The organism is Campylobacter sp. CN_NE2, assembly GCF_027797465.1.
Taxonomy (GTDB): domain Bacteria; phylum Campylobacterota; class Campylobacteria; order Campylobacterales; family Campylobacteraceae; genus Campylobacter_B.
In genome coordinates this window covers 787763-811899 of sequence record NZ_CP115608.1, presented here as the reverse complement: position 1 = coordinate 811899, position 24137 = coordinate 787763, and the positions used below count along the sequence as shown (strand labels likewise).

Genomic DNA, 24137 nt, shown 5'->3' with positions numbered 1-24137 from the left:
CATAAAGTTTAAAGCTATGCTTATAAGTTTTAAAACAAACAAAATATTAAATTTAAAAAATTTCTTGGCAAATTTATAAAATTTGCCAAGAGCGGGTTTTAGTTATTTTCTATCCATTTTAGTGCTATTCGCACGGCGTTTGTAGCAGCTCCCACGCGAATTTGATCGGCACTGCACCACAAATGCAAGATTTTATCATCAAAGTTATCCCTGCGAATTCGCCCTACAAAAGTTTCGTTTGTATCGCTTGAAATGGTTGGCATTGGGTATTTTTTGTTTTCAGGGTCATCAACCAAAACAACGCTTGGCGCAGTCGAAAGTATAGAGCGAACTTTATCTAAATCAAAATCTTTGTTAAATTTGATTGTGATTGCTTCGCTGTGGCTTCTAAGAACTGGCACCCTAACGCAAGTTGCTGAAAGCGGGATATTTTTATGCAAAATTTTGCTTGTTTCATTTACCATTTTCATCTCTTCTTTTGTGTAGCCGTTTGGTTGAAAAACATCGATATGCGGGATAACATTCATAGCGATTTGGTGCGCAAAAACCTTTGGTTCGCACTCGTCAAGTTTGAAAGCAAAAAACGCTTGAAGTTGCTCGACTAGCTCAGTCATACCTTCTTTTCCTGCACCGCTTGTGGCTTGATATGTGCTAACATCGACACGCGCTATGTCAAAAGCGTCATCAAGCGGTTTTAAAATTTGCACCATTTGGATTGTCGAGCAGTTTGGATTTGCGATGATTCCTGTTTCTTTCCAGTGTTCTATGTCGCTTGGGTTGCACTCAGGCACGACTAACGGAACATTTTCTTGCATTCTAAAATGGCTTGTGTTGTCGATGACAACAGCGCCACTGGCAGCGGCTAACGGCGCAAAGTGCGCTGAAATCGACCCGCCTGCGCTAAAAAACGCAATGTCGATTTCATTTTCGTCAAATGTGCTATCGGTTAGCTCTTTTACGACAAATTCTTTGCCCCTAAATTCGATTTTTCCACCTGCGCTTCTTGAACTAGCTAGTAAAAGCAGGTCTTTTACCGGAAAATTTACTTCATCTAAAACATTTAAAATCTCTTCGCCAACTGCACCTGTGGCACCGACAATAGCGATATTATAACTATTCATTATTTTCTCCTTGTGAATTTTCATTATTTTCATTTTGCGAATTTTGCGAATTTTCTTCGCCCAAAAGCCCTAAATTTTCGCCATTTTCTTGGGCTTCTTCGCTATTTTCTTCTACTTTTGGACAAAGGGCAATGCTAACGACTTCATCGTCTTTGCTTTCGACTTTGACGACGATTACACCGCTTGTGTTGCGACCAGCTTTGCGTATGCTTTGAATGTCAGTGCGTATCATTTTTCCTGTCGTAGTTAGCGCCATAAGATCGCTTTCTTCATCTACCATAACTACGCCGATTAGATCGCCTGTTTTTGGCGTAAGTTTCATACAAATCACGCCTTTTCCGCCACGATTTGTCAAGCGATATTCGTTCGCTTCGGTTCGTTTGCCAATACCCTTTTGGCTAACGCTTAAAATCTCTTCATAATCGTTTTTGATAAAGGCAGCACCGACTACTTCATCGCCTTTTTCTTTAAATTTAATGCCCGTTACGCCGCGCGTTACTCTGCCCATTTGGCGAATTTTTTCAAGCTTAAATTTGACACACATACCTTTTTTGGTAACGATTAAAAGCATATTTTCGTTGATTTGCTCTTCGCCCGCGTTTTCTTCTACTACTTCAACGACTTCGTTTTCAACTACGCTGTTTTCGGTATTTTCAGCGTTTTCGCCGTTTTCATCGCTTGGGATAAAGACTTCATTTTCGCCGTTTGCAACGATTAGCGCGGTTACTAATTCATCATCTTCATCAAGCTTAATCGCTTTTACGCCGATTGAGCGGATATTTTTAAATTCGCTCAAATTTGTTCGTTTTACGATACCTTTTTTAGTGAAAAATGCCAAAGATTTGCTCTCGCAAAAATCGCTAGTAGGGATTATCGCTTTTATTTTTTCGCCGTCTTGAAGCGAGATGAGATTCACAACCGCTTTGCCTTTTGCCGTGCGTGAGCCTTCCGGAATTTTATAGACTTTTAGCCAGTAAAGTTGTCCTTTATCTGTGATAAACATAAGCGTGTCGTGCGTGTTGCTAGTAAAGAAATTTTCGATGAAATCATCATCGTAGGTAGTTACTGCGACCTTGCCCTTGCCGCCGCGTTTTTGTTTTTCGTAAGTTTTGCTTGGAACTCGCTTGATATATCCGCGGTGCGTGATAGTTACGACCATATTTTCATTTGGAATCAAGTCTTCAATGTCAATATCATCGTAATCATCGACAATCTCGGTAATGCGTGGGCATTTAAATTTATCTTTGATTTCCAAAAGTTCATCTTTAATGATTTTTTCTATCAACTCTTCACTTTTTAAAATCGCGTCAAGGCGTTCGATTTCAGCCAAAATCGCTCTTAACTCTTCTTCGATTTTTTCGCGTTCTAAGCCTGTAAGTTTGCTTAGTCGCATATCCAAAATCGCATTTGCTTGAAGCTCACTTAGACCAAATTTGCTCATCAAGCCGTCTCTTGCGGCTGTGGTATCGGCTGAGTTTTTGATAAGTTCGATAACTTCGTCTATGTTATCAAGTGCGATTTTTAGACCTTCTAAAATGTGCGCCCTAGCTCTTGCTTTTTGAAGTTCAAAAATCGTTCTGCGAATAATAACCGTTTTTCGGTGATTTAAGAATAAATTTAAAAGTTCAATTAGATTAAAAACTTTTGGTTCTTTATTTTCAATAGCTAACATTATAACGCCAAAAGTCGCTTCCATAGTGGTTTGTTTAAATAAATTATTTAAAACTATGTCGCTCATAGCGTCTCGTTTTAGCTCTATAACAACGCGAATTCCATCTCTATCGCTTTCATCTCTGACTTCGCTAATGCCTTCGATTTGCTTCTCTTTTACAAGCTCGGCGATTTGCTCTATAAGACGAGCTTTGTTGGTTTGATACGGAAGCTCGTCGATGACGATGACATCTTTGTTTGGTTTTTTCTCAATGTGAGTTTTTGCTCTTAGTTTTACTCTGCCTCGACCTGTTTTGTAAGCATCAATTATCCCTTTTTTACCAAAAATAAGCCCGCCTGTCGGGAAATCAGGACCTTTGATATAATGCATAATCTCTTCTAAACTTGCGTTTTTATTATCAAGCAAAAGCAAAAGCCCATCAACTAGCTCATCAAGGCTGTGTGGTGGTATGTTTGTCGCCATACCAACGGCGATTCCGCTTGAACCATTTAGTAGCAAATTTGGCACACGAGCCGGCAAAACATCAGGCTCATTTAGACTTTCGTCATAATTTGGCACGAAATCAACCGTTTCTTTATCTAAATCTTCAAGCAACTCTTCTGCTAGTTTTGTCATTCTAGCTTCGGTATAACGCATAGCAGCAGCTCCGTCGCCGTCTATTGAGCCAAAGTTTCCTTGACCATCGACAGCAGGAATTCGCATAGAAAAGCTTTGTGCCATACGAACAAGCGCATCATAAACGGCGATATCGCCGTGTGGGTGGTATTTACCGATGACATCGCCTACTATACGAGCCGATTTTTTATATGGTTGGCGAGAGCCGACACCTAGCTCGTTCATAGCGTATAAAATTCGCCTATGAACGGGCTTTAAGCCGTCTCTTGCATCAGGAAGCGCACGACCTATAATAACGCTCATTGAATAATCTAAATAGCTTGTTTTTATTGATTCTTCTACATCAATTTCAACGATTTCTTGATTGTCAAAAATACTATCTTGCATATTATTCCTTATTGCAAATTTAAACTTTTGATTATACCAAAATAAACTTTTGCATTAGCTAAAATTACAGAATTATTTTTTCAAATAAAAACATTTCGTGGCAAATTTCATTTCCGTTTTCATCAAATTCGGCTTTGGAATTTGGGTCTTTGTTAAATTTATTATAAAATTCAATGATTTTAAAACCACAAGAGTGCAGGTAAAAATGGATATTTCGCTTTTCAAAATATGGCGTGCAAGTTTGCCAAATTTTGATCTCAGGGTGCATTTTTTCGATTTCTTGCCATGCTTTTTTGCCAATTCCTTTTGAGTGAAAATTTGGGCTTATAAACAAAAGCTCCAACTCGCCAAATTTTGCTTGTTTATCTATTTTTAGCACCACGCCGCCGACTTTTTTGTTTTCAAAAAATATGCGATATGCCGTGCCGCTTTTAAGCGAATTTTCAATCGTTTCGCGTGAGATAATCTCTCCGTTTTCTTCGTAATGCTCGTCCCTTAGACCAAATTCGATCGTAGCTCCGTAAAGAAAAGCTTCTTGATTATCTTTTATAAACTGCTCTTTATCGCTATTTTCAAGCGGTTTTAAAACTACTTTTTGCATATTTTTTCCTTTAAATTTCGGCATTTGCCAAAACTAAACCAAATAAAACTTCAATTCCGTTTTTTTCGCAAATTTCTTTGGCTTCATTTATACTGCAACCTGTCGTAACTATGTCATCGACCAAGATTACCGGGTTTTTAACAGGCTTTAAAATCTCAAAATCCCTTCTGTTTTTAAGGCGAAATTCTAGTGATTTTCCACTATATTTTACCGAATTTTTTGCTTTTATAACGCCGAATTTGGGTTTTATAAATTCGCTTTTTAGTGAATTTGATAAAATCGCCGTGTGCGAATATTCGCCGTTATCGGTCGTATCATCTAGCCCCAAAGCAAGGCAAATTTCGCTATATTTAAACTCATTAGCAAATTTTTTAAAACTTAAATTTGCTAGTTTTTTAAAGACAAATTGTCCGTATTCGTGGTGTTTGGAGTGGATTAAGTGTTTGATCTCGCTATATCCGTAAAAATAATAAACGCTAAATTCGCCAAATTTTCGCTCACACAAGCGAAATTCGCTTAAAATTTTGGCACAATTTTTGCAAATTATGCCAAATGAAAAAGCTTCGCAATTTACGCACTTCATTTTGCGAAATTCGGCGAATTTGCCAGTTTAAATTTGCAAATTTAGAGCGAATTTATGATTTGCTCGGCACTTTTTGCGACCAAGTCATTTAGTAACTCTTTTACAAACGGTGTCAATGCCCCGCCCGTGCGGATCGGAGCAAATTCGCTTTGGGTTTGTCTTACCTGTCTAGTAATCGTTTCGTTGCCTTTGTAAATGGTTATAAAAATTTCACCATAACCGCTCATATTTTCTTTTGAATATCCTTCGATTTGCGCCCTTAGTTTGCCGATTTCGATATTTACTTTGCTTTTGGCACTCTCATCGATGCTTACGCCACGAGCGATAAGTTCTTGTTTTATAGCGTCGCTAAACCACGCAGAAAGGCTGTTTTGAAGCGTTATATATTCCATCACATTGCCGTTGCCGTCTTTGACCGTGGCGATTGTGCTTTTGTTTTCTCTTTTATCTTGGACGCTGTTGATACTTACGCTGTTTGGATTTTTTGTTTTTATGCCGTGCGCCATGTATGGATCGAGTGTCAAAACACTACTAGTTTGCGAACAACCGACAAAAAATAGTGCTAAAATCGCTGTTAAAATAGTTTTTTTCATAAAAATTCCTTTGTTTTAAATTTGCTAAAAGTGTGATTTTAGCTAAATTTTGTAAATTTTTATTACATATATTTTTCTAAAACTTTTGGAATTTCGATAGTGCCATCAGCGCGTTGGTAGTTTTCCATCACAGCTATTAGCGTTCGACCCACTGCCAAAGATGAGCCATTTAGCGTATGCACTAACGCATTTTTCTTATTTTCATCTTTATAGCGAATTTTCGCGCGTCTAGCTTGAAAATCACGACAATTTGAAATCGAGCTAATCTCTCTATATTTATTTTGTCCCGGAAGCCAGACTTCTAGATCAATTGTCTTTGCCGCACTAAATCCGAGATCCCCGCTACAAAGCACCATGTGGCGGTGCGGTAAGCCCAAAGAAGCTAGTAAATCACTAGCGCAAGAGACCATTTCATCTAGCATTTTTGCGCTATCTTCTGGCTTCGTAATCGCCACAAGCTCGACCTTTTCGAACTGGTGCTGACGAATCATGCCCCTAGTATCGCGCCCAGCACTCCCTGCCTCTTTGCGGAAGCAGTGGCTGTAACTCGTAAGCTTTATCGGCAAATTCGCGCTTTCGATAATCTCATCGTTGAATAAATTCGTCGCTGTAACTTCGCTAGTAGGTATGAGATACAAATTTAGCTCGTCGCTATCTACTTTGTAAAGATCGTCTTTAAATTTGGGTAGCTGTCCCGTGCCATAAAGTATCTCATCACGCACCAAAAATGGCATATTTACAAGCTCAAAACCACGGCTATTGTTAAAATCAATCATGTAGTTAATCAGCGCCATATTTAGTTTCGCACCAAGCCCACGAAGTGCGGTAAAACGGCTACCGCTAAGCTTCACGCCTCGTTCGAAATCTAGCCAACCAAGGCTTTCGCCTAGCTCGAAATGCTCTTTTGGCGTAAAGTCAAATTTACGCGGTTCTAGCACGGTTTTTACGCAGACATTTTCGTTTTCATCTGCGCCAAATGGGACATCATCATCGATGATATTTGGCACGATGGCTGCGATAGTATTTAGCTTTTCTTCGCACTCGCCGACCACTGCGCTGAGTTCCGCGATTTTTGCTTTGTTTGCGTCAAGCTCGGCTTTTAGGGCTTTCATGTCGCCACCTTGTCTTGCTATGACGCCCATTTCTTTACTTTTGGCGTTTTGAACGGCTTGCAAATTTTCCAAATTTGTCTTTTTTTCTTTTAACTCATTATAAGCGTCAAGTAGGCTTTTTAGCGTGTCTGCGGGGACTTTTTTGGCGATTAGTTTTTTATTAAATTCGTCAAAATTTGTTTCGATTAGTTTTAAATTTATCATTATTTTGCCTTGTAAATTTTTTAATAAACTTTAATTTTATCATAAATTTCCTTTAATAAAATAAAATTTTTATTTTGATAATACGCAAAAATTTTAAGTAATAATTTAAACTTTTTTAGGCATAATTTCGCAGTAATATTTTTAATTAAAGGATAATAAATGAAAAAGAAATTTATTGTTGCAAGTTTGCTTTGTGCAAGTTTTGCATTTGCCCATTTTGGCGTTATTTTGCCAAGCGAAAGCGTAGTTGAAGATGAAGCAAATTCGAAGCTAAATTTAAAGCTTGAATTTACTCATCCGTTTGAAAAAATGCCGATGAATTTAGAGCTTCCAAATGTAGCCGAAGTCGCCATTAATGGCGAGAAAAAATCGATTTTGCAAGATTTAAAAGAGCAAAAAAACGGCGAAAATGCTTTTTACACAGCCGAATTTGAAGTAAAAGAACCGGGAATTTATCAATTTTACTTTGATCCAAAACCATATTTTGAACCGGCAGAAGAGAAATTTATTCGCCATATCACAAAAACGATTGTCGATGCTTACGGATACGGCGATGGCTGGGACGAAGCTATCGGCACAAAGGCTGAGATTATTCCTTTAACTCGCCCGTTTGGTTTATACGCAGGAAATTTATTTAGCGCAAAAGTCCTTTATAAGGGAAAACCTGCCGCAAATGTTGAGGTAGAGGTCGAATTTTATAACGATAAAAATTTAAAAGCTCCAAGCGAAGATCATATCACGCAGGTTGTTAAAACCAACGAAAATGGCGAATTTAGCTTTGTTATGCCACTTAGTGGCTGGTGGGGATTTGCGGCGCTCATCGACGATGATGAGAGTATCGAAAAAGACGGCAAAAAATACCCTGTCGAGCTTGGCGCTGTGATTTGGGTCGAAACGAAAGATTATTTAAAATAACAAATTTAAAATCGGAAAATTTAGTCTAAATTTTGAAATTTTTTGCTAAATTTTCCCTTTATTTTTGATTTTTCAAGGATTTTTATGCATATTAGCGAAGGGGTTTTAAAGCCTGAGATTTTGCTTCCGTGCTGGGTGGCGAGTGCCTGTGCGGTAGCGGTGATAACATATAAATTAAAAACCGAGCAAATCCCTAAAATAGCCTGTTTGAGTGCGATTTTTTTTGTAGCTTCGTTTATTCATTTTCCATTAGGTCCTACTTCGATTCATCTAGTTTTAAGCGGATTTATCGGCGCTATTCTTGGCTTTGAAGCGATTTTGGCGATTTTTGTCGGGTTATTTTTACAAGCGTTATTTTTTGGATACGGCGGACTTAGCGTTTTGGGCGTAAATACCTTAATTATCGCATTTCCTGCGGTTTTAAGCTTTTATATTTTAAAGCTGGTTTGCAAATTTCAAAAGCAAATTTCGTTTTTTTTGGCAGGATTTGTGCCGATTTTGCTGTCGTCATTTTTTCTTTCGCTTGTTTTAGCACTAAACGGCGATGAGTTTTTTAAAGTCGCAGTTTTGGCATTTGGCGTAAATGCAGGTTTAGCGCTCATCGAAGGTGTGATTTCGCTTTTTGGGCTTAGTTTTATCTATAAAGTAAAAAAGGAAATTTTGCCACGATGAGAATTCTTATTTTATGCCTATTTTGCGTTTTTGCCAACGCCCACTCACTAAAAGTTTTTGCCAAAGAAGAAAACGGCGTTGTAAATTTGAAGTCGTTTTTTTACGGAAATTCGCCCTGTAAAGAGTGCGAAGTTTCGCTAATAAAAAACGGCGAAATCATACAAACGCTAAAAACAGATGAAAACGGAAAAGCAAGTTTCAAAGCCATATCAAGCGAGTTTGAAATTCAGGTAAATGGTGGTTTGGGGCATGGAAAAAGTATAAATTTTAAAGCTCAAAAAAAAGAAAACGAAAAAGAAAATTCGCAAGAAAATTCGCAAAATTTAGAGAAAAAAAGTAAAACAAAGGCTGAAAATTCAACAAATTTAAATGAAAATTCTACTCAAAATGAAAATGCCGTTTCAAAGGAAAATTTTACGCAAAACTCAGCAAATTCGTTAAAAGAAAATTCATCGCCAAATTTGGCGATTTCTGATGATTTGCAAGATGATGAAGCAGGGGAGAGCGAAATTTTCAAATTTGCTCTTTCGTTTTTGATAATCTTTGTCTTTTTTGGCGTTTTGTATTTGGTTAAAAAACGATGAAAAACTGCGCCATAATGCTACTTTGCTTTGCTATTTATAGCTTTGGTGTTGCGCTTTCTTCGCATATTTATTATTTATTTTTCCTGCCTGTGCTAATTCTTTTGGCTTTAAATTTTGATAAATTTAAAGAGATTTTCACAAGGCTTGTTTATCTAAATTTTTTCATTATTATTTTGGTTTTGGGCGTGGTTTTTGAAGGAAATTTCACGCTTGGAATTTTGATTTTTTTGCGTTCAAATTTGATAATACTTTTTGGGATTTTACTTTTTATAAATTCGCAAACGAGTGATATTTCGCAAGGTTTTTATAATCTAAAATTTGGCAAAAAAATCTCTGCGTTAATCTATTTTTGCTTAAATTTTATAAATTCGCTAAAATTGGAGTTTGAAAGGCAAAAAAAAGTTTTACAAGTGCGTGGTTTCGTTCCGCAAACAACGATATTTACATATAAAATTTATGCAAATTTAATCGCGCTTTTGTTTTTATTTGCCCTAAAAAAAGCAGAAGATTTGCGAAAAACTATGATAGTTCGTGGTTTTGACGGGATTTTTTATCACACGCAAAAAGAAAAAATCGCCAAAGCCGAAATCGCATTTTTGGCAATCGTGGCTTTTTGCGTCATCTTTAAATTCGGAGTTTTGATTTGAGTTGCAACCTAAAAATAACCAATCTTTGCGCTAAAATGGGCGAAAGGGTGCTTTTTGAGAATTTAAATTTAGAGCTTTCGCATAAACAAAAAGTCGCCATTATCGGACCAAACGGCTGTGGCAAGACCACAATGCTTGAAATTTTAGGCGGTTTGCGTGAGAAAAACGGCGGCGAGATCGAAATTTTTCATCACAAAATTTCAAATTTAAGCGAATTTGCCAAATTTAGGCGAGAAATCGGCTTTTTATTTCAAAATAGCTTTGAGCAATTCATCGCCCCAAAAGTCTTTGACGATGTCGCATTTGGGTTGTTTGCGCGAAACGAAGCCCTGCAAAAAGAGCGAAAAAATTCTAGCATCGAAAGCGAACTTGACAAACATTTACGAGAGCATCATTTTTTGAAACGAGAAATTCTAAGCAAAGATGAAATTTATGAAAAAACGCTTGCGGTGCTTGAAAATTTGGGAATTTCGCACTTAAAAGATAAAATCGTTTTTCATCTCTCTGGCGGCGAAGCAAAGCTTGTCGCACTTGCCGGAGTGCTGGTCTGTGAGCCACAAATTTTGTTGCTAGATGAGCCTACAACGGGGCTTGATGAAAAAATGCAAGAAAACTTGGCAAAGATTTTAAAAGGGCTTGACCTTAGCCAAATCATCGTTTCGCACGATAAAGAATTTATTTCTAGTGTGGCGAAAAAAATTTATTTTCTTACCCCAAAGGGGCTTTGTGAGTAGAATTTGCGTTGGACTTAGCGATACTGGCGAGCCTTGCACGATTCGAACGATGCGTTTCTGCATTGAGGATACAGCGTCCTGGGCCACTAGACGAAAGGCTCATAAAGGCGAAATTATAACATTTCAAAACAAAATTTTAAATAAAATTCGTATCTGTGGATACGACCTGTGAAAATAAAAGTTTTGATTTTAAAATTCGTGGTGGTGGGCTCACCAGGACTCGAACCTGGGACCATCCGGTTATGAGCCGGATGCTCTAACCAACTGAGCTATGAGCCCGAAAGTTAAAAAAGAAATACAATTTTACTTAAATAATCTTAAAATGCGTTAAAATTCGGGGAATTTTGATTTTTATTAGAATTTTTGTTTCCATTTATAAAATATATTAGTAGTAATATAAATAGACATTTTAAAAATGGTTTGTATGATATTTTTTCTTTATATTCTTTCATAGCTTTTTCATAATCATACATGCCATCGTAACCCTCTATAAAATTTCCACTTTCATCTGCTATTTTATTGGCGTGTGCTTCGGTGTCAAATATCAACCAAGTATCAGAATAATATGGTGGTAATTTAGAATAAATAGTTACTTTTTTACCTTTTAAATATTGGCTTCTTATTTTTTCATTTTTTTTATTAAAAGTAAAATTGATTGTTTTATTATTGTCTGTTAATATGGTAATGATTGGTCCGCTACGATATTTACCAAAATCATTTAATTTATAAATTCCATCTACAATTCCAACTGTTTTATACCACTGGTTTTCGGACAACGGTTTATAGCGTGTTGCTGTTAAAAAAGTAGTATATAATATATAAAATATAAAAAAATACAACAATATATTTACAAAACTTATTGCTTTACCTGTAAGTAAAGCTCTCCCAATAAATCTTTGATAAATTTCAGAATTTTTAATTTTATTAAATCTCTCCATATTTGTTTTTGAAAATTTAATTTTCTTTTTGTATATCAAATTAATCAAAATGAGAAAAACAAACAAAGCTAAGTAATATACAATAAATTCCAAAGGCGATTTATCCATTTGCATACTCTTTAATTACAAAATTTTTCAATTTCAATCCTTTAAAGTAAATTTCTTTTGCAAATTCAAATTCAGGTCGTATCGATTATCTATGATACGAATTTATTTAAATTTGCGATTTTGCAAATTTGTTATTTAATTTTTGGCGATTGCTTCGAATTTGCTATGCAAATTCTCGCAATGACAAATCAAACAAATTTGCAATATAAAAATTACAAATTCTCGCTTTCTTGGTCGTATCCTAGCAAATTTTGCGAATTTTGCTCGTTTGAATTTAGCTCGGCAAATGCCTTTTTCATCGTAGGATTTTTATGCGTTAGTTTTTTGATTGTCAAATCTTCGCTAGATTTCCTATTTGCGGTATCTAGCCATTTCATCGACTTGATTAATCTCTCTTTTGTATCTTGCAAATTTTTTATGGCTTTGTCGATTTCTTCGATAGCCCCGTCGAAATTTTTTGCTGCATTGTCGCAGTTTTTGGCAAAACTATCTCTAAATTTGATAAGTTTTTCTTCAAAATTTGTAATGTCGATATTTCTATTTTTTTCAAATTCTAATGCTTTTTTGGCTGCAAAGCTCGTTAAATTCGCATTTCGTAAAATGCTAATAAGCGGTATAAAAAACTGCGGACGAATAACAAACATTTTTTCATATCTATGCGAAATATCGACGATTCCTGCGTTATAATACTCATTATCAGGTTCTAGCACACTAACCAAAACCGCAAATTCGCAGTTTTTCTTTTTTCTATCTTTATCAAGCTTATCCAAAAAATCTTCATTTTTCTTTTTATTTGCGCTTAAATCAGCTTCATTTTTCATCTCAAACATAATCGAAATCACTTCCACGCCGCTTTCATCAAGCTCTCGGTAGATAAAATCGCCCTTAGTGCCGTCGATTATTTCATTATCTTTTTCAAAATAAACGCTCATCGGAAGCATACTTCTTACTTTGTTAAATTCGACCAAACAATGCTGTTCTAGGCTCTCGCCAAGAAGTTTTATGCTTTGTTTAGCTTTAAAATCTTTGTAAAAATCAACTTCGTTTTGCTTTAAATTTACTTCATTTTTCAAGCTTTCTATTTTGGCATTTAATGCAGTTTTTTCTTCGCTAAATTCGGCATTTAGTTCATTTTGAATTTGCAATCTTGCATTTTGAATTTCAACGCTTTTTAAATTTAATTCGTTTGATAATCTATTTTTCAAATTTGAAATCTCTTGCCTTAGATTTGCGATTTCATTTGCGTTTTGTTGCGTTATTTTTAGCTTTTCGTTTTCGATATTTGTATTCATTTGAGTTTGCAAATTCGCATTTTGGTTTTGCGAAATTTGCAAATCGTTTTTTAAATTTGATATTTGTTCGCTAAATTCGCTATTTAGCTTTGTTTTTTGCGAATTTAGCTTTTCTTGGAAAATGGCGTTTAAATTCGCTTTTTCGATTTCTAATCTTCTTTGAAGCTCATCTTTAAACGCGCCGTCTCGCAGTTGCGAAAAAATTCGATTAGCGTTATCATTATCTAGACTAAATTTTTCGCCACAATGCGGACAGATGATATTTTCCATAATTTTTCTCCAAATTTATTCGTTATTTCGTTTTTCCATTTTATCAAATTCGGCACTTATGACTTGCGAATTTGGCTCGTCTGCCATTTTGTTTAAAACTGCGTTGTAGCGATTTACTAGCAAAATCGCAACGGCTGAGAAAACAAATCCCGGAAGCAGTTCATAAACTACGCTTGAAAGCCCTGATAAAATCCACACGATGACGGTTATTCCGCCCACTAGCATACCGATAAGTGCAGAAAGTGCGCTCATATTTTTTGAATACAAACTAAATAAAAGCACAGCTCCAAAACTCGCACCAAACCCAGCCCAAGCGTTTCCGACGACATTTAAAATGGTATCATTTGACATAAAAGCTAAAAAACTAGCCACGATCGCCACGACGACGACAGCCAAACGGCTAGAAAGGGCTTGTGTGCTAGGGCTAACTTCTTTTTTGTAAAATGCGAAAATAAAGTCTTTTGTAACTGAACTTGCACTTACTAAAAGTTGGCTTGAAATGGTGCTCATAATGGCAGCCAAAACAGCCGAAATAATCACGCCAACGACAAACGGGTGAAAGAAAATTTTACCAAGCTCCAAAAATACTTTTTCAGGGTCGCTTAACGGAATTCCTTTTTGGTTAAAATATAAATACCCTATCATACCACTTGCCACAGCGCCAACAAGCCCTAAAACCATCCACGAAATGCCGATTCGTCTAGCCTGATCTAGCTCTTTTGAACTGCGAATCGCCATAAAACGCACGATGATATGTGGCTGACCAAAGTAGCCCAAACCCCACGCCATAAGCCCTAAAATGCCTAAAAAGCTTTGGTTATAAAAAAGGTCGAAGTGGTGGTCGCTAAATTTAGACATTTCAGCCACAAACGAGCTACCAGTAGGAATATCAAGCGCTAAATACGCAGAAATCGGTATTAGCACAAGAACTAAAAACATTAGCGTTCCTTGAAAAGCATCTGTTATACAAACGGCTTTAAAACCGCCAAAAAATGTGTAAAAAACAACGATACAAATGGTCGCAATTGCCCCTGTGGTAAAGCTTAGCCCAAAAAAGCTCTCAAATGTTTTGCCCCCTGCGATGATACCGCTTGAAACATAAAGCGTGAAAAAAATCATAATCAAAAGCCCTGAGATTATGCGTAGGGCTTTGGTTTTGTCTTTAAAACGATTTTCTAGGAAATCAGGTATTGTGATACTATCACTCGCAACTTCTGTGTAAATTCGAAGCCTTTTTGCTAAAAATTTGTAGTTGCACCACGCACCGATACTAAGCCCAATGGCTATCCAAATGCTACAAATTCCGGTTGCATAAAGCGCACCAGGAAGCCCAAGTAGCATCCAGCCACTCATATCACTAGCTCCTGCTGAAAGTGCCGTTACAAGCGGATTTAAGCGACGATTATCAAGTAAATACTCGCTCATATTTGCGTTTTTATTGTAATAATAACGCCCCACAAAAATCAAAAACAAAAAATACATAGCAATGGCAATATATGTCCAAACACTCATAAAAATTCCTTTTGTAAATTTAAAAAATAAACTCGCTATTTTACACTAAAAGATATAAAATTTGACTTTGTGAATTTTATGAAAAAACTATATTCATAGAAACGCAAAATGTTTATAAATTTAATTTTTTTCTTTTAAGGGGGAAAGGGGCTGACTTGCGAAGCGCCCCTTTCCCCCTTAACAACCCCCATACCCTGCACGCTAGAAGTGGCAAATTCAAAAAGCATTTCAATGCTTTTTGAATTTGCGAATTTTTTTATGTAAAAATTTGCTTTGCAAATTTTTAAGCGAAATGATATTAAAAATTTAGTATTCTTTTAGCTTGATTAAATTTAAGGTTGAAAAATTGAACGAAAAGGTTTTAAAAGTTCTTGTTTTCATTGTTATCATCTGCGTTGGGCTTTATTTTACTTACCCTGAAAATTTAAATGATGCTCGTAAAATAGCTTATGTCAAGGCTTACGGAACTACTTTGACGCTGACTTTGGGCGGTGTTTTAATCGGCATTATTTTGGGTTTTATTTTGGCATTTATCAAATTTTTAGGCATAAAACCGCTAAATTTCATCATCGACGAATATATCGACATAATCCGCGGAACGCCGATAGTCATACAACTTATGATTTTTGTTTTTGTTATTTTTGCGACTTGGCAAAACAATGTCATAGCCGCCATTTTCGCACTTGGCTTAAATAGCTCAGCCTATGTCGCCGAAATCGTGCGAAGCGGAATAAACAGCGTAGATAACGGACAAATGGAAGCAGCAAGAGCTATGGGGTTGGATTATAAAACTTCGATGAAGGAAATCGTTTTTCCACAAGCGATAAAAAATATCTTACCTGCTTTGGCAAACGAATTTATCGTGCTTTTTAAAGAAACTTCGGTTGTGGGTATGGTTGCCATTATCGATGTTACGCAGTTTTCAAAAAGTTTGCAAGCTACGATGTATTCTGTTCAGCCGATACTTTTTGCAGCAGTCATTTACTATGCTAGTGTAAAATTCTTTTCGCTTTTGGCAAAATTGCTAGAAAAAAGGCTAAATAGACATGATTGAAGTTTCAAATTTAACCAAATTTTACGGAGATTTGCAGGTTTTAAACGACATTTCGGTTAAGGTTAATAAAGGCGATATTGTCGCAATCATAGGTCCAAGCGGTGGCGGAAAAAGCACATTTTTAAGATGTTTAAATTTGCTTGAAACTCCAAGCGGCGGGACTATTAAGATTGACGGAAAAGATATTTTACAAAAGGGCGTTGATATAAACAAAATTCGCCAAAAAGTCAGCATGGTTTTTCAGCATTTTAATCTTTTTGCAAATAAAAGCGTTTTGGATAATTTAATTCTAGCGCCCGTAAAAACGGGACTTTGCAGCAAAGAAGAAGCCGTAGAAAATGCAAAAGTTTTATTAAAAAAAGTTGGATTACTTGATAAAATCGATGCCTTTCCGCACAAGCTTTCAGGTGGTCAAAAGCAAAGAATAGCTATTGCAAGGGCATTAGCGATGAATCCGGAAGTGATTTTATTTGACGAGCCGACTTCTGCATTGGACCCTGAGATGATAGGCGAAGTGCTTGGCATTATGAAAGAGGTGGCAAAAGAAGGCATTACAATGCTAGTTGTTACCCATGAAATGGGATTTGCAAAAAATGTGGCAAATCGAATTTTCTTTATGGACGGCGGTAAAATAACCGTCGATGATACGCCAAATTCGGTATTTAGCCAACCAAAAAATGAGAGATTAAAAGAGTTTTTAAATAAGGTTTTAAACCATTGATAAGGAGAAAAAAATGAAATTTTTTAAATTTCTACTTGCGACTGCTTTAATGTTTGGCATTGCAAACGCAAAAGATGTTTTAGTTCTTGGCACAAATGCCGAGTATCCGCCGTTTGAATTTGTCGATGAAAATACGACTATTACGGGCTTTGATATGGAGTTAGTTGCTGAATTAGCAAAAAGAGCCGAAGTAAAATACGAGATTTTAAATATGAGTTTTGACGGGCTAATTCCTGCGTTAAAATCAGGCAAAATCGACTTTATCGCTTCTGCTATGAGTGCGACTGATGAACGCAGAAATGCGGTTGATTTTACCGACGCTTACTATTCGACAGAGAATTTATATGTGAAAAGAAAAGCTGATTCTAGCATAAATTCAAAAGACGATCTAAAAGGCAAAAAGGTCGCCGCTCAGCTTGGCACGGTTCAAGAAGCCGCAGTTAGGGATCAAGGCTTAGATGTTACGACAAATGAAAATATGACGATTTTGTTTATGTCGCTTAAAAATAGCAAAGTCGATGCGATTTGCGTTGATTCGTCTGTGGGCTATGAATACCTAAAACAAAACGATGATTTGGCTGAGTTTTTTACTGAACCAGACGGCAGCGAAGGCTTTTCATTTGCGTTTGATAAAGGCAAATACCCAGAAGTCATCGCTAAATTTAATGCCGCACTTGAAGAAGTCAAAAAAGACGGCACTTACGATAAACTTTTGGAAAAATATAATTTGAAATAATCTTTTTTGCGTTAAATTTGGTCAAATTTGACCGAATTTGACGCATTTTTTAAAGGAAATTTTTATGAAAAAATTTGTTTTTTTATTTTTTGCGATTTTTTTGGGAGCTACTTTTGGTGCTTCAAACGATAAAAATTTGCAAAAAGTTATGCAATTTACGAAATTTTTTGACGACAGATATTTTGCCTTTAAAATCAATCCTATAAGAGAAATCGCTTGTGAATTTAGCGATTTAAGCGTTATTTCTATACGAAATAAGCCAAGTTGTATAAGTGATAAAAAAGAGCTTGAAAAATTTGAAAAAGAGCATAAAAGTGCGGTTGAGCGAATTTTGCAGCCGGGGCGAAATTATTTCATAAAAATTAACTCTTCAAAAAGCAAAGATCATTTTGGTTGTGACATTAGCACCGATAAAAAGAATTTTCGCTTAGTGCTAGTCAAAGAGGGCTTTGCCGTGCCAAGCAAAAACGCTCACAAACTTTTGCACGAAGCTTACGAAGATGCTGTTAAAAACAAAAAAGGTATGTTTAGTGCTAAATTTGAAAGCGTTACAGAGTGCATTTTGGGTGAAATTCCAAATTCCAAGAAAAAAGAAGAGATAAAAGAAGAGCCAAAAGCACAAACGCCACAAGCACCACAAAAAAATGAAAATAAAATAAAGATAGAAATAAATTAATGAGCCAAATTTACGCATTAACCGATGATAATCTAACGCCAATTTCTACCATTTTTTCGCAAGTGCGTGAAATTTTAGATAGTGGCGTAAAATTCGTGCAGTATCGTTCTAAAACAGCGTTTCAAGATGAAAAAATAATTGCTTCGTTGATTTCACTTTGCGAAGATTTTAACGCAAATTTGATAATCAATGACAATGTGGAAATGGCAAAAAAACTGGGTGCGCATGGCGTTCATATCGGCAAAGATGACGGCGAAATAAAAAATGTGCGTGAATTTTTGGGGGCTGATAAAATCATCGGCGTAACTTGTTATAGCGATTTAGAACGGGCAAAATTCGCACAAAATAATGGAGCTAGTTATGTCGGTTTTGGCGCAATGAGATCAAGTCATACAAAACCAAACGCACCACTTTGCGAAGAGCAAATCATAATAAAAGCAAAAGAGATTTTACAAATTCCGCTTTGCGTTATCGGTGGTATAAATGCTAAAAATTTAGCCGAAATTTTAGAGTTAAAGCCTGATTTTATCGCACTTGTGGAGGCGATTTATAAGCCAAATTCGATTTCGCAAAATATTTCAAATTTAAAAGGTATAATAAATGAACGCATTTGACGCCGTGATTTTAGGCATAGTGGAAGGCTTGACCGAATTTTTACCTGTTAGTTCAACAGGGCACATGATTTTAGCGTCGCATTTTTTGGGTTTGGAGCAGACAGATGTGCTAAAATGCTTTGAAGTCGTAATTCAACTAGGCTCGATTTTAGCGGTAGTTTTTATGTTTTTTGAACGCTTAAAACAAGATTTTTCGCTTTGGGTTAAGCTAATGGTCGGATTTTTCCCCACAGCAATCATCGGATTTTTGATGTATAAGACGATAAAATCGCTATTTTCGCCTGCAACGACGGCGTATATGCTTGTCATTTGGGGCGTGATTTTTATCGTGGTCGAGCTACTTCGCAAGAAAAATCCGCCTAAAAGTGAAAGCGAACATTTCAGCGAAATTTCATACAAACAGGCCTTTATAATCGGGCTTTCGCAGTGTTTTGCTATGGTGCCTGGCACTTCTAGATCGGGAGCGACCATTATCGCAGGGCTTCTTTGTGGGCTTAGCCGAAATTTAGCGGCCCGATTTAGCTTTTTACTAGCGATTCCTACGATGTTTGCGGCGACTTTGTATGATACTTACAAAAACCTTGACACCTTCGCGCAAAATTCGCAAAATATTTGGATTTTTCTGCTTGGTGGCGCGGTTGCCTTCGTGGTCGCGCTAATTGCAATCAAGCTGTTTTTGAGCTTTGTTAGCAAATTTGACTTTATCCCGTTTGGAATTTATCGCATTATCGTAGGAATTTTGTTTTTGGTTGTAATTTTATAGTAAATTTTGCTAAAAAATTAAATTAATTTAATAATAAAAATTCTTATTAAAGCCCATTTTTAGGGAACTCATTGTAACCATATCACATAAAAATTTGTAAAAATTATGATAGAATTCAAAAAAGAAAGTTAGTCATAACTTAAATTTTTTTATGCAAAGGAGAAAAAAATGAGTGTTGCAAAATTTGCTACAAAATTAAGCGCAGTGGTTGCTTTAACTTCTTGTTTATTTGCTTTGGATTTACCACAAAACAAGGTTGTTGATGTCGAGTGGTTAAAAGCAAATTTAGCCGATAAAGATTTGGTTTTGATCGATCTTCAAGAGGGCGAAGGATATGCAGCAGGTCATATTAAAGGTGCGATTGCATGGAAAGAAGCTGATTTTAGAGAGGCAAGAGGAGAAATGCCGGGATTTATCGCTTCTCCGACAACAGTTGAGAGATTATTTCAAAAAAGCGGTATCAAAGATACTAGCGCGGTAGTTTTCTACAACGACGCAAAAGCGGCTCCTGATTATACGCTTTCGACTTTGGCAGTATTTGTATCTGAATACTATGGATTTACAAATACAGCTATATTAAATGGTGGTATTGATGCTTGGAAAAAAGCAGGTGGCGAACTTAGTACAGAAGCGAGTGCGCCTGAAAAAAGCGACTTTAAAATTACTAAATTTAACACAGATATAGTTGCTTCTGTTTATCAAATAGACGAAGCTGTTGTTACAAATAATATGGCGTTAATCGATGCTAGAAATGACGCATTTTATAACGGCGAAAAAGCTCACCCAAAAGCCGATAAAGGCGGACATTTAGAAGGCGTTGATGGACAAATTTTCATTGGTAAAATTGCAAAAGAAAATGACGGAATTTTCTATATAAATACTGATAAAGATGCGCTTGGTGAAGTTTATAAAGGCGCAGGAGTTGATCCGATGGCACCGCAAATTTGGTATTGCAACACTGGTTGGCATGCAAGCGGTGGTTGGTTTGCGACAAAATATATCATGGGAAATGACAAAGTCAAAAACTATGAAGGTAGTATGGTCGAATACTCTAAACTTTCAAAAAGAAAAGTTTTAAAAGGCGATGAAAAATAATAGGGCTCTGATTGATTGCCTAGATTTGTGTGCTGATTTGTTTGCTTTTCCGGAGCAGAATTGGTGCGAGAGATACTTTGAACTCGGTGAATTTGCAAACGGCGAATTTGCCGAGTTTTTTGACGAAAATTCAAATGTCAAATTTAAAGATTTAAAAGTGCCAAATTTAGATGAGATTATTAGTGATTATATAAATTTTTTCGACCTAAACTCAGCTAAATTTGGCACTTCATTAATGGCTGGAATTTGGCTAGATAAAAAAATGTTTGGCAAAAACCACGATGAAATTTGCAAATTTTATGAAATTTGTGGCTACAAAGTAGAAAAAAACTGCGATCATATATCAAATTTAATTGCATTTTGTGCTATTTTAGTTGAAAACGGAGAAACTCAAAAATTTAATGAATTTTGCAAATTTTTATCGTGGATTGGGGATTTAAAAGCAAATTTGGCAAATTTACCAAATTTAGTTCATTTTGAGTTTATTTTGTGTTTTTTTGAGTTTTTGATTGCGAATTTAAAGGACAAACAATGACAACAATCGCTAAAAACAAGGATTTTAGGCTTCTTTTTGTTGCACTGGCACTTTGCTGTATCGGACTAATCGGCATTGCATTGGTATTTTTCAACGGACAAGAAGCTAGTTATGGTGTAAGCAGGGAGATTCCGTTTGGGCTTTTGCTTATGGGATATGCCTTTTTTGTGGGCATTAGCGTAGGAGTTGCCACTATCGCTACGGCTGATCATCTCTTTGGATTTCACGCATTTTCTAAAATTTCACGCCATTTACAGCTTTTGGCTATTAGCGCGCTTTTAGCGGCATTTTGGCTGATTTTTTGGGAGCTTGGAAGCCCTTTTAAACTGCAAGTTTTGCGCTTCGTGCGATATTACTTTAATTTCGCGGTAGAAAGCCCGATTTGGTGGATGAGCACTTTTTATCTTATCGAAACTCCGCTTTTAATAATCGAGCTAATTTTAATGCTAAAAGGCGACGAAAAATCAAGTTTCCTAGCAGGAATTGTCGCATTTATAATGGGAATAGTCGCTTTTAGCACACTATCAATGGTCTTTGCCGTAAATTCAGCTAGACCAATCTGGCATACGCCAAGCTTTACTATTTCATTTATTTTTGGAGCTTTGATTTGCGGCATAAGCGTGATTTTTGCCTTTGTAAATTTAAGCAAAAAAGCCCTAAATGAGCGAATTTTGCGAAATTTGAATATTTTTATGTTTTTGATACTTTTGGCTGTTTTATTTATAAATTTTTGGGGCATTGTGATTTCATCGTATGGAAGCGGAAGCTATCTAGCCAAAAATTTTGAAGTTTTTACAAACGGAAATTTGTCGTTTAATTTCTATTTTTTCGAAATTTTAGTTGGAATTTTGCTTCCGATGATTTTGCTTATTTTGTCTAAATTTCAAAATTTAAAAATTTCATTTTTGGCTGGAATTTTAGCCATTATCGGCGTATTTTTTGCTAGGTTTGACGGCATTGTGGGTGGTCAGCTTGTGAGGGTTGAGAGCGAGATTTTGGGCAAGATAGAGTTTGGCTCATACTACCCGAGCCTTGCAGAAATCACTATTTTTATCTCAGGCATTGGCGTAATGCTCTTTATTTACGCACTTGGAAAAACATTTTTAAATTTGGAGAGTGAAAAATGAGAGAGCTTAAAATAACAAGACGAAATTTCCTAAAAATGGCTTCTAGTGTCGCAGTTGCCAGCACGGCAGGTATCACAGGGCTTCCAAATCCACTAATGGCAAAAACGCACAAAAATTCGCCCGAGCTTTCAAATTTATTAGAATACGACGAGGGCGTAAAAACTCCAAATTACTGCGAAATGTGCTTTTGGAATTGTGGCGTAAATGTTTTCACAAGGGACGGCAAAATTCACAAAATCGAAGGAAACAAGCTAAATCCATACAATTACGGCACGATTTGCGCTAAGGGAAATGCGGGGGTTTATTCTACTTACGATCCAGATCGCTTAAAATACCCGATGATTAGAGTTGGCAAACGGGGCGAAGGCAAATGGAAAAAAGTCAGCTGGGACGAAGCGTTTGACTTCGTGCATGAAAATTTAGAAAAAATCATCGACAAATACGGCGCAAAAAGCATTGCAGCCTTTGCTCATGGAAGCTGTTCGAGCTATTTTCACAAATTTGCCACCTTACTTGGCACTCCAAATGTAAGCTATGCTTCATTTTCAGAGTGTCGTGGCAGTAGAGCGATTGGCTGGTCTTTGACATTTGGCGGTGGCGGTATCGGCGGACATGAAAACTACGATATGGCAAACACCAAATATATGATTTTATTTGGCAGAAATATGGCAGGAGCGATTCAGGTTAGAGAAGCAAGAGATTTTATGGAAGGCCTAGCAAACGGCGCAAAACTCGTCTATGTAGATCCACGCCAGAGCGAAAGTGCGATTAGAGCGCACAAATGGCTTCGCATAAAACCGGGGTGCGATATGGCACTAGCACTAGCGCTAATCCATGTCATAATTAGAGATAATCTAGCAAATATGGAATTTATCAATAAATACTGCTACGGCTTTGATAAACTTGCTCGTCATGTCAAACAATACACCCCAAAATGGGCGGAAGAAATTTGCGGTATAAAAGCCGAAGAGATAGAAGAAGTAGCGTGGGAATTTGCGAAATTTGCCCCACATGTCCTAGCTATCGCACCGCGTAGATTTTCAAGATACGCAAACGACACACAAACAGCAAGAGCGATTGCGATTTTAAATGCGATTATGGGAAATTACGGCATAAAAGGCGGAACTTGGGTAAATCAAAGTATAAATTTAGCTAAGCTCCCAAAAGATGATGAAGCACCAGCCGTAAATGAGCCAAGAGCTGACGGCGTTGGGGTTAGGTGGCCGTTTAACCCTGCAAATTTAGGGCTAAGTGGCGAAATTTATCGCGCGACTTTAAGCGAACAGCCATATCCGATAAAAGCGTGGCTGACCTACGATACAAATCCGCTAGGACACACGGCAGTCGAAGCAAACGGCGTTATGAAATCTATCGAAAAGCTAGATTTTTTAATGGCAATCGATACGCAGATGAACGATTTTTGCGCGTATTGTGATATAGTTTTGCCTGAAAGCACATATTTAGAAAAAGACGACGGGCCATATATCCAAAAATACGATGTGCCGTTTGTGGCTGTAAGAAAGGCGGCAATCAAGCCACTGCACGATACTAAGCATGTTTTTGACATAGTGCGTGGGATTTGCAAACGCTTTGATATGGACGAGTATTTCACCATTTCGCCAAGCGACGCGATAAATAATTTCGTAAATTCACTCAGCCCCGAAGATAAAGAAAAATTTGAAAAAGACGGCATTTTGTGCGATTATTTAGCCGATGCGTATCCGCAAAATAGCGGTAAGCCACTAAGCTTCCCTACTAGCACGGGCAAAATTCATCTATACAACCCAGATATGGAAAAAATGTATGAAGAATACGGTGATGTCTGCGCACCGCTACCTACTTGGGTAGCACCGCCACAGCCAAAAGAAGGCGAGCTTAGACTGCTTTTTGGTAGAGGTCCAGCACACTCACATGCAAGAAGCCAAAATAACAAGCTCTTACTCGAACTTGAAGATGATAGCCCGATTTGGATAAATCCTAATGACGCGGCAAATTTAGGTTTAAAAACTGGCGATAAAGTCATAATGATAAATGCTAAAACAGGGCTCAAATCAAAACCACAAAATATAAAAATCACAAAGCGAATAACTGAGGGAAATGTCTTTATCCACCACGGCTTTGGGCATGTTAGCAAAGAGTGGAAGAGCGGCTTTGATAAGGGCATTAGCGATGTTTATTTTTGTAGTAATGACATTGATCCGGTAAGTGGTTGTAGCGGCTTAAACAACGGCTTTGTTAGACTTGAAAGGGCGTAAG

Annotated in this window: 24 protein-coding genes and 2 tRNA genes; 15 read left to right on the top strand and 11 right to left on the bottom strand. The window is 36.8% G+C overall.

What is annotated here, in order from left to right:
* Positions 1 to 98 precede the first annotated feature (98 nt).
* The 6 genes from PF028_RS03965 to serS all read right to left on the bottom strand — a co-directional run bounded on the left by PF028_RS03965 (position 99) and on the right by serS (position 6888).
* Positions 99 to 1121, bottom strand: coding sequence for an aspartate-semialdehyde dehydrogenase (locus PF028_RS03965; RefSeq protein ID WP_270860061.1), 1023 nt, complete (start codon positions 1119 to 1121; stop codon positions 99 to 101).
* Positions 1114 to 3795 carry a DNA gyrase subunit A gene (gene gyrA / locus PF028_RS03960; protein WP_270860060.1) on the bottom strand — a complete coding sequence of 894 codons (2682 nt, stop codon included), beginning with the start codon at positions 3793 to 3795 and terminating at the stop codon, positions 1114 to 1116. The genes PF028_RS03965 and gyrA overlap by 8 nt, the downstream gene beginning before the upstream one ends.
* A 64-nt stretch (positions 3796 to 3859) precedes the next feature.
* A complete protein-coding gene (locus PF028_RS03955; RefSeq protein ID WP_270860059.1) occupies positions 3860 to 4396 on the bottom strand; it encodes a GNAT family N-acetyltransferase in 537 nt (178 codons plus the stop codon).
* Positions 4397 to 4406: 10 nt separating this feature from the next.
* On the bottom strand, positions 4407 to 4979 hold the full coding sequence (locus PF028_RS03950) for a ComF family protein (RefSeq protein WP_270860058.1): 573 nt from the start codon (positions 4977 to 4979) through the stop codon (positions 4407 to 4409).
* A gap of 41 nt (positions 4980 to 5020) precedes the next feature.
* Positions 5021 to 5572: a YajG family lipoprotein gene (locus tag PF028_RS03945; RefSeq protein ID WP_270860057.1), complete on the bottom strand. Its 552-nt coding sequence runs from the start codon at positions 5570 to 5572 to the stop codon at positions 5021 to 5023.
* 62 nt (positions 5573 to 5634) lie between these two features.
* Positions 5635 to 6888 (bottom strand): serine--tRNA ligase, encoded by a 1254-nt coding sequence (gene serS / locus PF028_RS03940; RefSeq protein ID WP_270860056.1) that lies wholly within the window; start codon positions 6886 to 6888, stop codon positions 5635 to 5637.
* 159 nt (positions 6889 to 7047) lie between these two features.
* Here serS and PF028_RS03935 point away from each other — a divergent pair, with 159 nt between their 5' ends.
* From PF028_RS03935 to PF028_RS03915, 5 genes are all read left to right on the top strand, one after another.
* Entirely contained in the window at positions 7048 to 7803 is a 756-nt protein-coding gene (locus PF028_RS03935; RefSeq protein ID WP_270860055.1) for a DUF4198 domain-containing protein, read from the top strand.
* Between the two features lie 84 nt (positions 7804 to 7887).
* Complete coding sequence (gene cbiM / locus PF028_RS03930) at positions 7888 to 8475, top strand: cobalt transporter CbiM (protein ID WP_270860054.1); 588 nt, start codon at positions 7888 to 7890, stop codon at positions 8473 to 8475.
* Positions 8472 to 9059, top strand: a complete 588-nt coding sequence (locus PF028_RS03925; protein ID WP_270860053.1) for a hypothetical protein — start codon at positions 8472 to 8474, stop codon at positions 9057 to 9059. The genes cbiM and PF028_RS03925 overlap by 4 nt, the downstream gene beginning before the upstream one ends.
* Complete coding sequence (locus PF028_RS03920; protein WP_270860052.1) at positions 9056 to 9706, top strand: energy-coupling factor transporter transmembrane component T family protein; 651 nt, start codon at positions 9056 to 9058, stop codon at positions 9704 to 9706. Before PF028_RS03925 ends, PF028_RS03920 begins: the two co-directional genes overlap by 4 nt.
* Positions 9703 to 10440: an energy-coupling factor ABC transporter ATP-binding protein gene (locus tag PF028_RS03915; RefSeq protein ID WP_270860051.1), complete on the top strand. Its 738-nt coding sequence runs from the start codon at positions 9703 to 9705 to the stop codon at positions 10438 to 10440. The genes PF028_RS03920 and PF028_RS03915 overlap by 4 nt, the downstream gene beginning before the upstream one ends.
* Before the next feature lie 24 nt (positions 10441 to 10464).
* Here PF028_RS03915 and PF028_RS03910 read toward each other — a convergent pair.
* From PF028_RS03910 to putP, 5 genes are all read right to left on the bottom strand, one after another.
* A tRNA-Glu gene (locus PF028_RS03910) sits at positions 10465 to 10541 on the bottom strand.
* A gap of 101 nt (positions 10542 to 10642) precedes the next feature.
* Positions 10643 to 10719, bottom strand: a tRNA-Ile gene (locus tag PF028_RS03905).
* Between the two features lie 38 nt (positions 10720 to 10757).
* A complete protein-coding gene (locus PF028_RS03900; RefSeq protein WP_270860050.1) occupies positions 10758 to 11486 on the bottom strand; it encodes a hypothetical protein in 729 nt (242 codons plus the stop codon).
* A 212-nt stretch (positions 11487 to 11698) separates the two neighbouring features.
* A complete protein-coding gene (locus tag PF028_RS03895) occupies positions 11699 to 13048 on the bottom strand; it encodes a DUF2130 domain-containing protein (protein ID WP_270860049.1) in 1350 nt (449 codons plus the stop codon).
* Positions 13049 to 13063: 15 nt separating this feature from the next.
* Complete coding sequence (putP, locus tag PF028_RS03890) at positions 13064 to 14560, bottom strand: sodium/proline symporter PutP (protein WP_270860048.1); 1497 nt, start codon at positions 14558 to 14560, stop codon at positions 13064 to 13066.
* A gap of 346 nt (positions 14561 to 14906) precedes the next feature.
* Between putP and PF028_RS03885 the strand changes: the two genes are divergently transcribed.
* The 10 genes from PF028_RS03885 to PF028_RS03840 all read left to right on the top strand — a co-directional run bounded on the left by PF028_RS03885 (position 14907) and on the right by PF028_RS03840 (position 24136).
* Positions 14907 to 15614 carry an amino acid ABC transporter permease gene (locus PF028_RS03885; protein ID WP_270860047.1) on the top strand — a complete coding sequence of 236 codons (708 nt, stop codon included), beginning with the start codon at positions 14907 to 14909 and terminating at the stop codon, positions 15612 to 15614.
* Positions 15607 to 16335, top strand: coding sequence for an amino acid ABC transporter ATP-binding protein (locus tag PF028_RS03880; RefSeq protein WP_270860046.1), 729 nt, complete (start codon positions 15607 to 15609; stop codon positions 16333 to 16335). The genes PF028_RS03885 and PF028_RS03880 overlap by 8 nt, the downstream gene beginning before the upstream one ends.
* Before the next feature lie 13 nt (positions 16336 to 16348).
* The gene (locus tag PF028_RS03875) at positions 16349 to 17071 is read left to right on the top strand and encodes a basic amino acid ABC transporter substrate-binding protein (RefSeq protein WP_270860045.1); all 723 of its coding nucleotides are present in this window, start codon (positions 16349 to 16351) and stop codon (positions 17069 to 17071) included.
* A 64-nt stretch (positions 17072 to 17135) separates the two neighbouring features.
* Positions 17136 to 17747, top strand: coding sequence for a thermonuclease family protein (locus PF028_RS03870; RefSeq protein ID WP_270860044.1), 612 nt, complete (start codon positions 17136 to 17138; stop codon positions 17745 to 17747).
* Positions 17747 to 18361, top strand: coding sequence for a thiamine phosphate synthase (gene thiE / locus PF028_RS03865; protein ID WP_270860043.1), 615 nt, complete (start codon positions 17747 to 17749; stop codon positions 18359 to 18361). Before PF028_RS03870 ends, thiE begins: the two co-directional genes overlap by 1 nt.
* Positions 18348 to 19124 (top strand): undecaprenyl-diphosphate phosphatase, encoded by a 777-nt coding sequence (locus tag PF028_RS03860; RefSeq protein ID WP_270860042.1) that lies wholly within the window; start codon positions 18348 to 18350, stop codon positions 19122 to 19124. Before thiE ends, PF028_RS03860 begins: the two co-directional genes overlap by 14 nt.
* A gap of 168 nt (positions 19125 to 19292) precedes the next feature.
* Complete coding sequence (locus tag PF028_RS03855; protein WP_270860041.1) at positions 19293 to 20219, top strand: sulfurtransferase; 927 nt, start codon at positions 19293 to 19295, stop codon at positions 20217 to 20219.
* Positions 20209 to 20754, top strand: a complete 546-nt coding sequence (locus tag PF028_RS03850) for a molecular chaperone TorD family protein (protein WP_270860040.1) — start codon at positions 20209 to 20211, stop codon at positions 20752 to 20754. The genes PF028_RS03855 and PF028_RS03850 overlap by 11 nt, the downstream gene beginning before the upstream one ends.
* Positions 20751 to 21881 (top strand): NrfD/PsrC family molybdoenzyme membrane anchor subunit, encoded by a 1131-nt coding sequence (gene nrfD, locus PF028_RS03845; RefSeq protein ID WP_270860039.1) that lies wholly within the window; start codon positions 20751 to 20753, stop codon positions 21879 to 21881. The genes PF028_RS03850 and nrfD overlap by 4 nt, the downstream gene beginning before the upstream one ends.
* On the top strand, positions 21878 to 24136 hold the full coding sequence (locus PF028_RS03840; protein ID WP_270860038.1) for a molybdopterin-containing oxidoreductase family protein: 2259 nt from the start codon (positions 21878 to 21880) through the stop codon (positions 24134 to 24136). Before nrfD ends, PF028_RS03840 begins: the two co-directional genes overlap by 4 nt.
* Position 24137 lies beyond the last annotated feature (1 nt).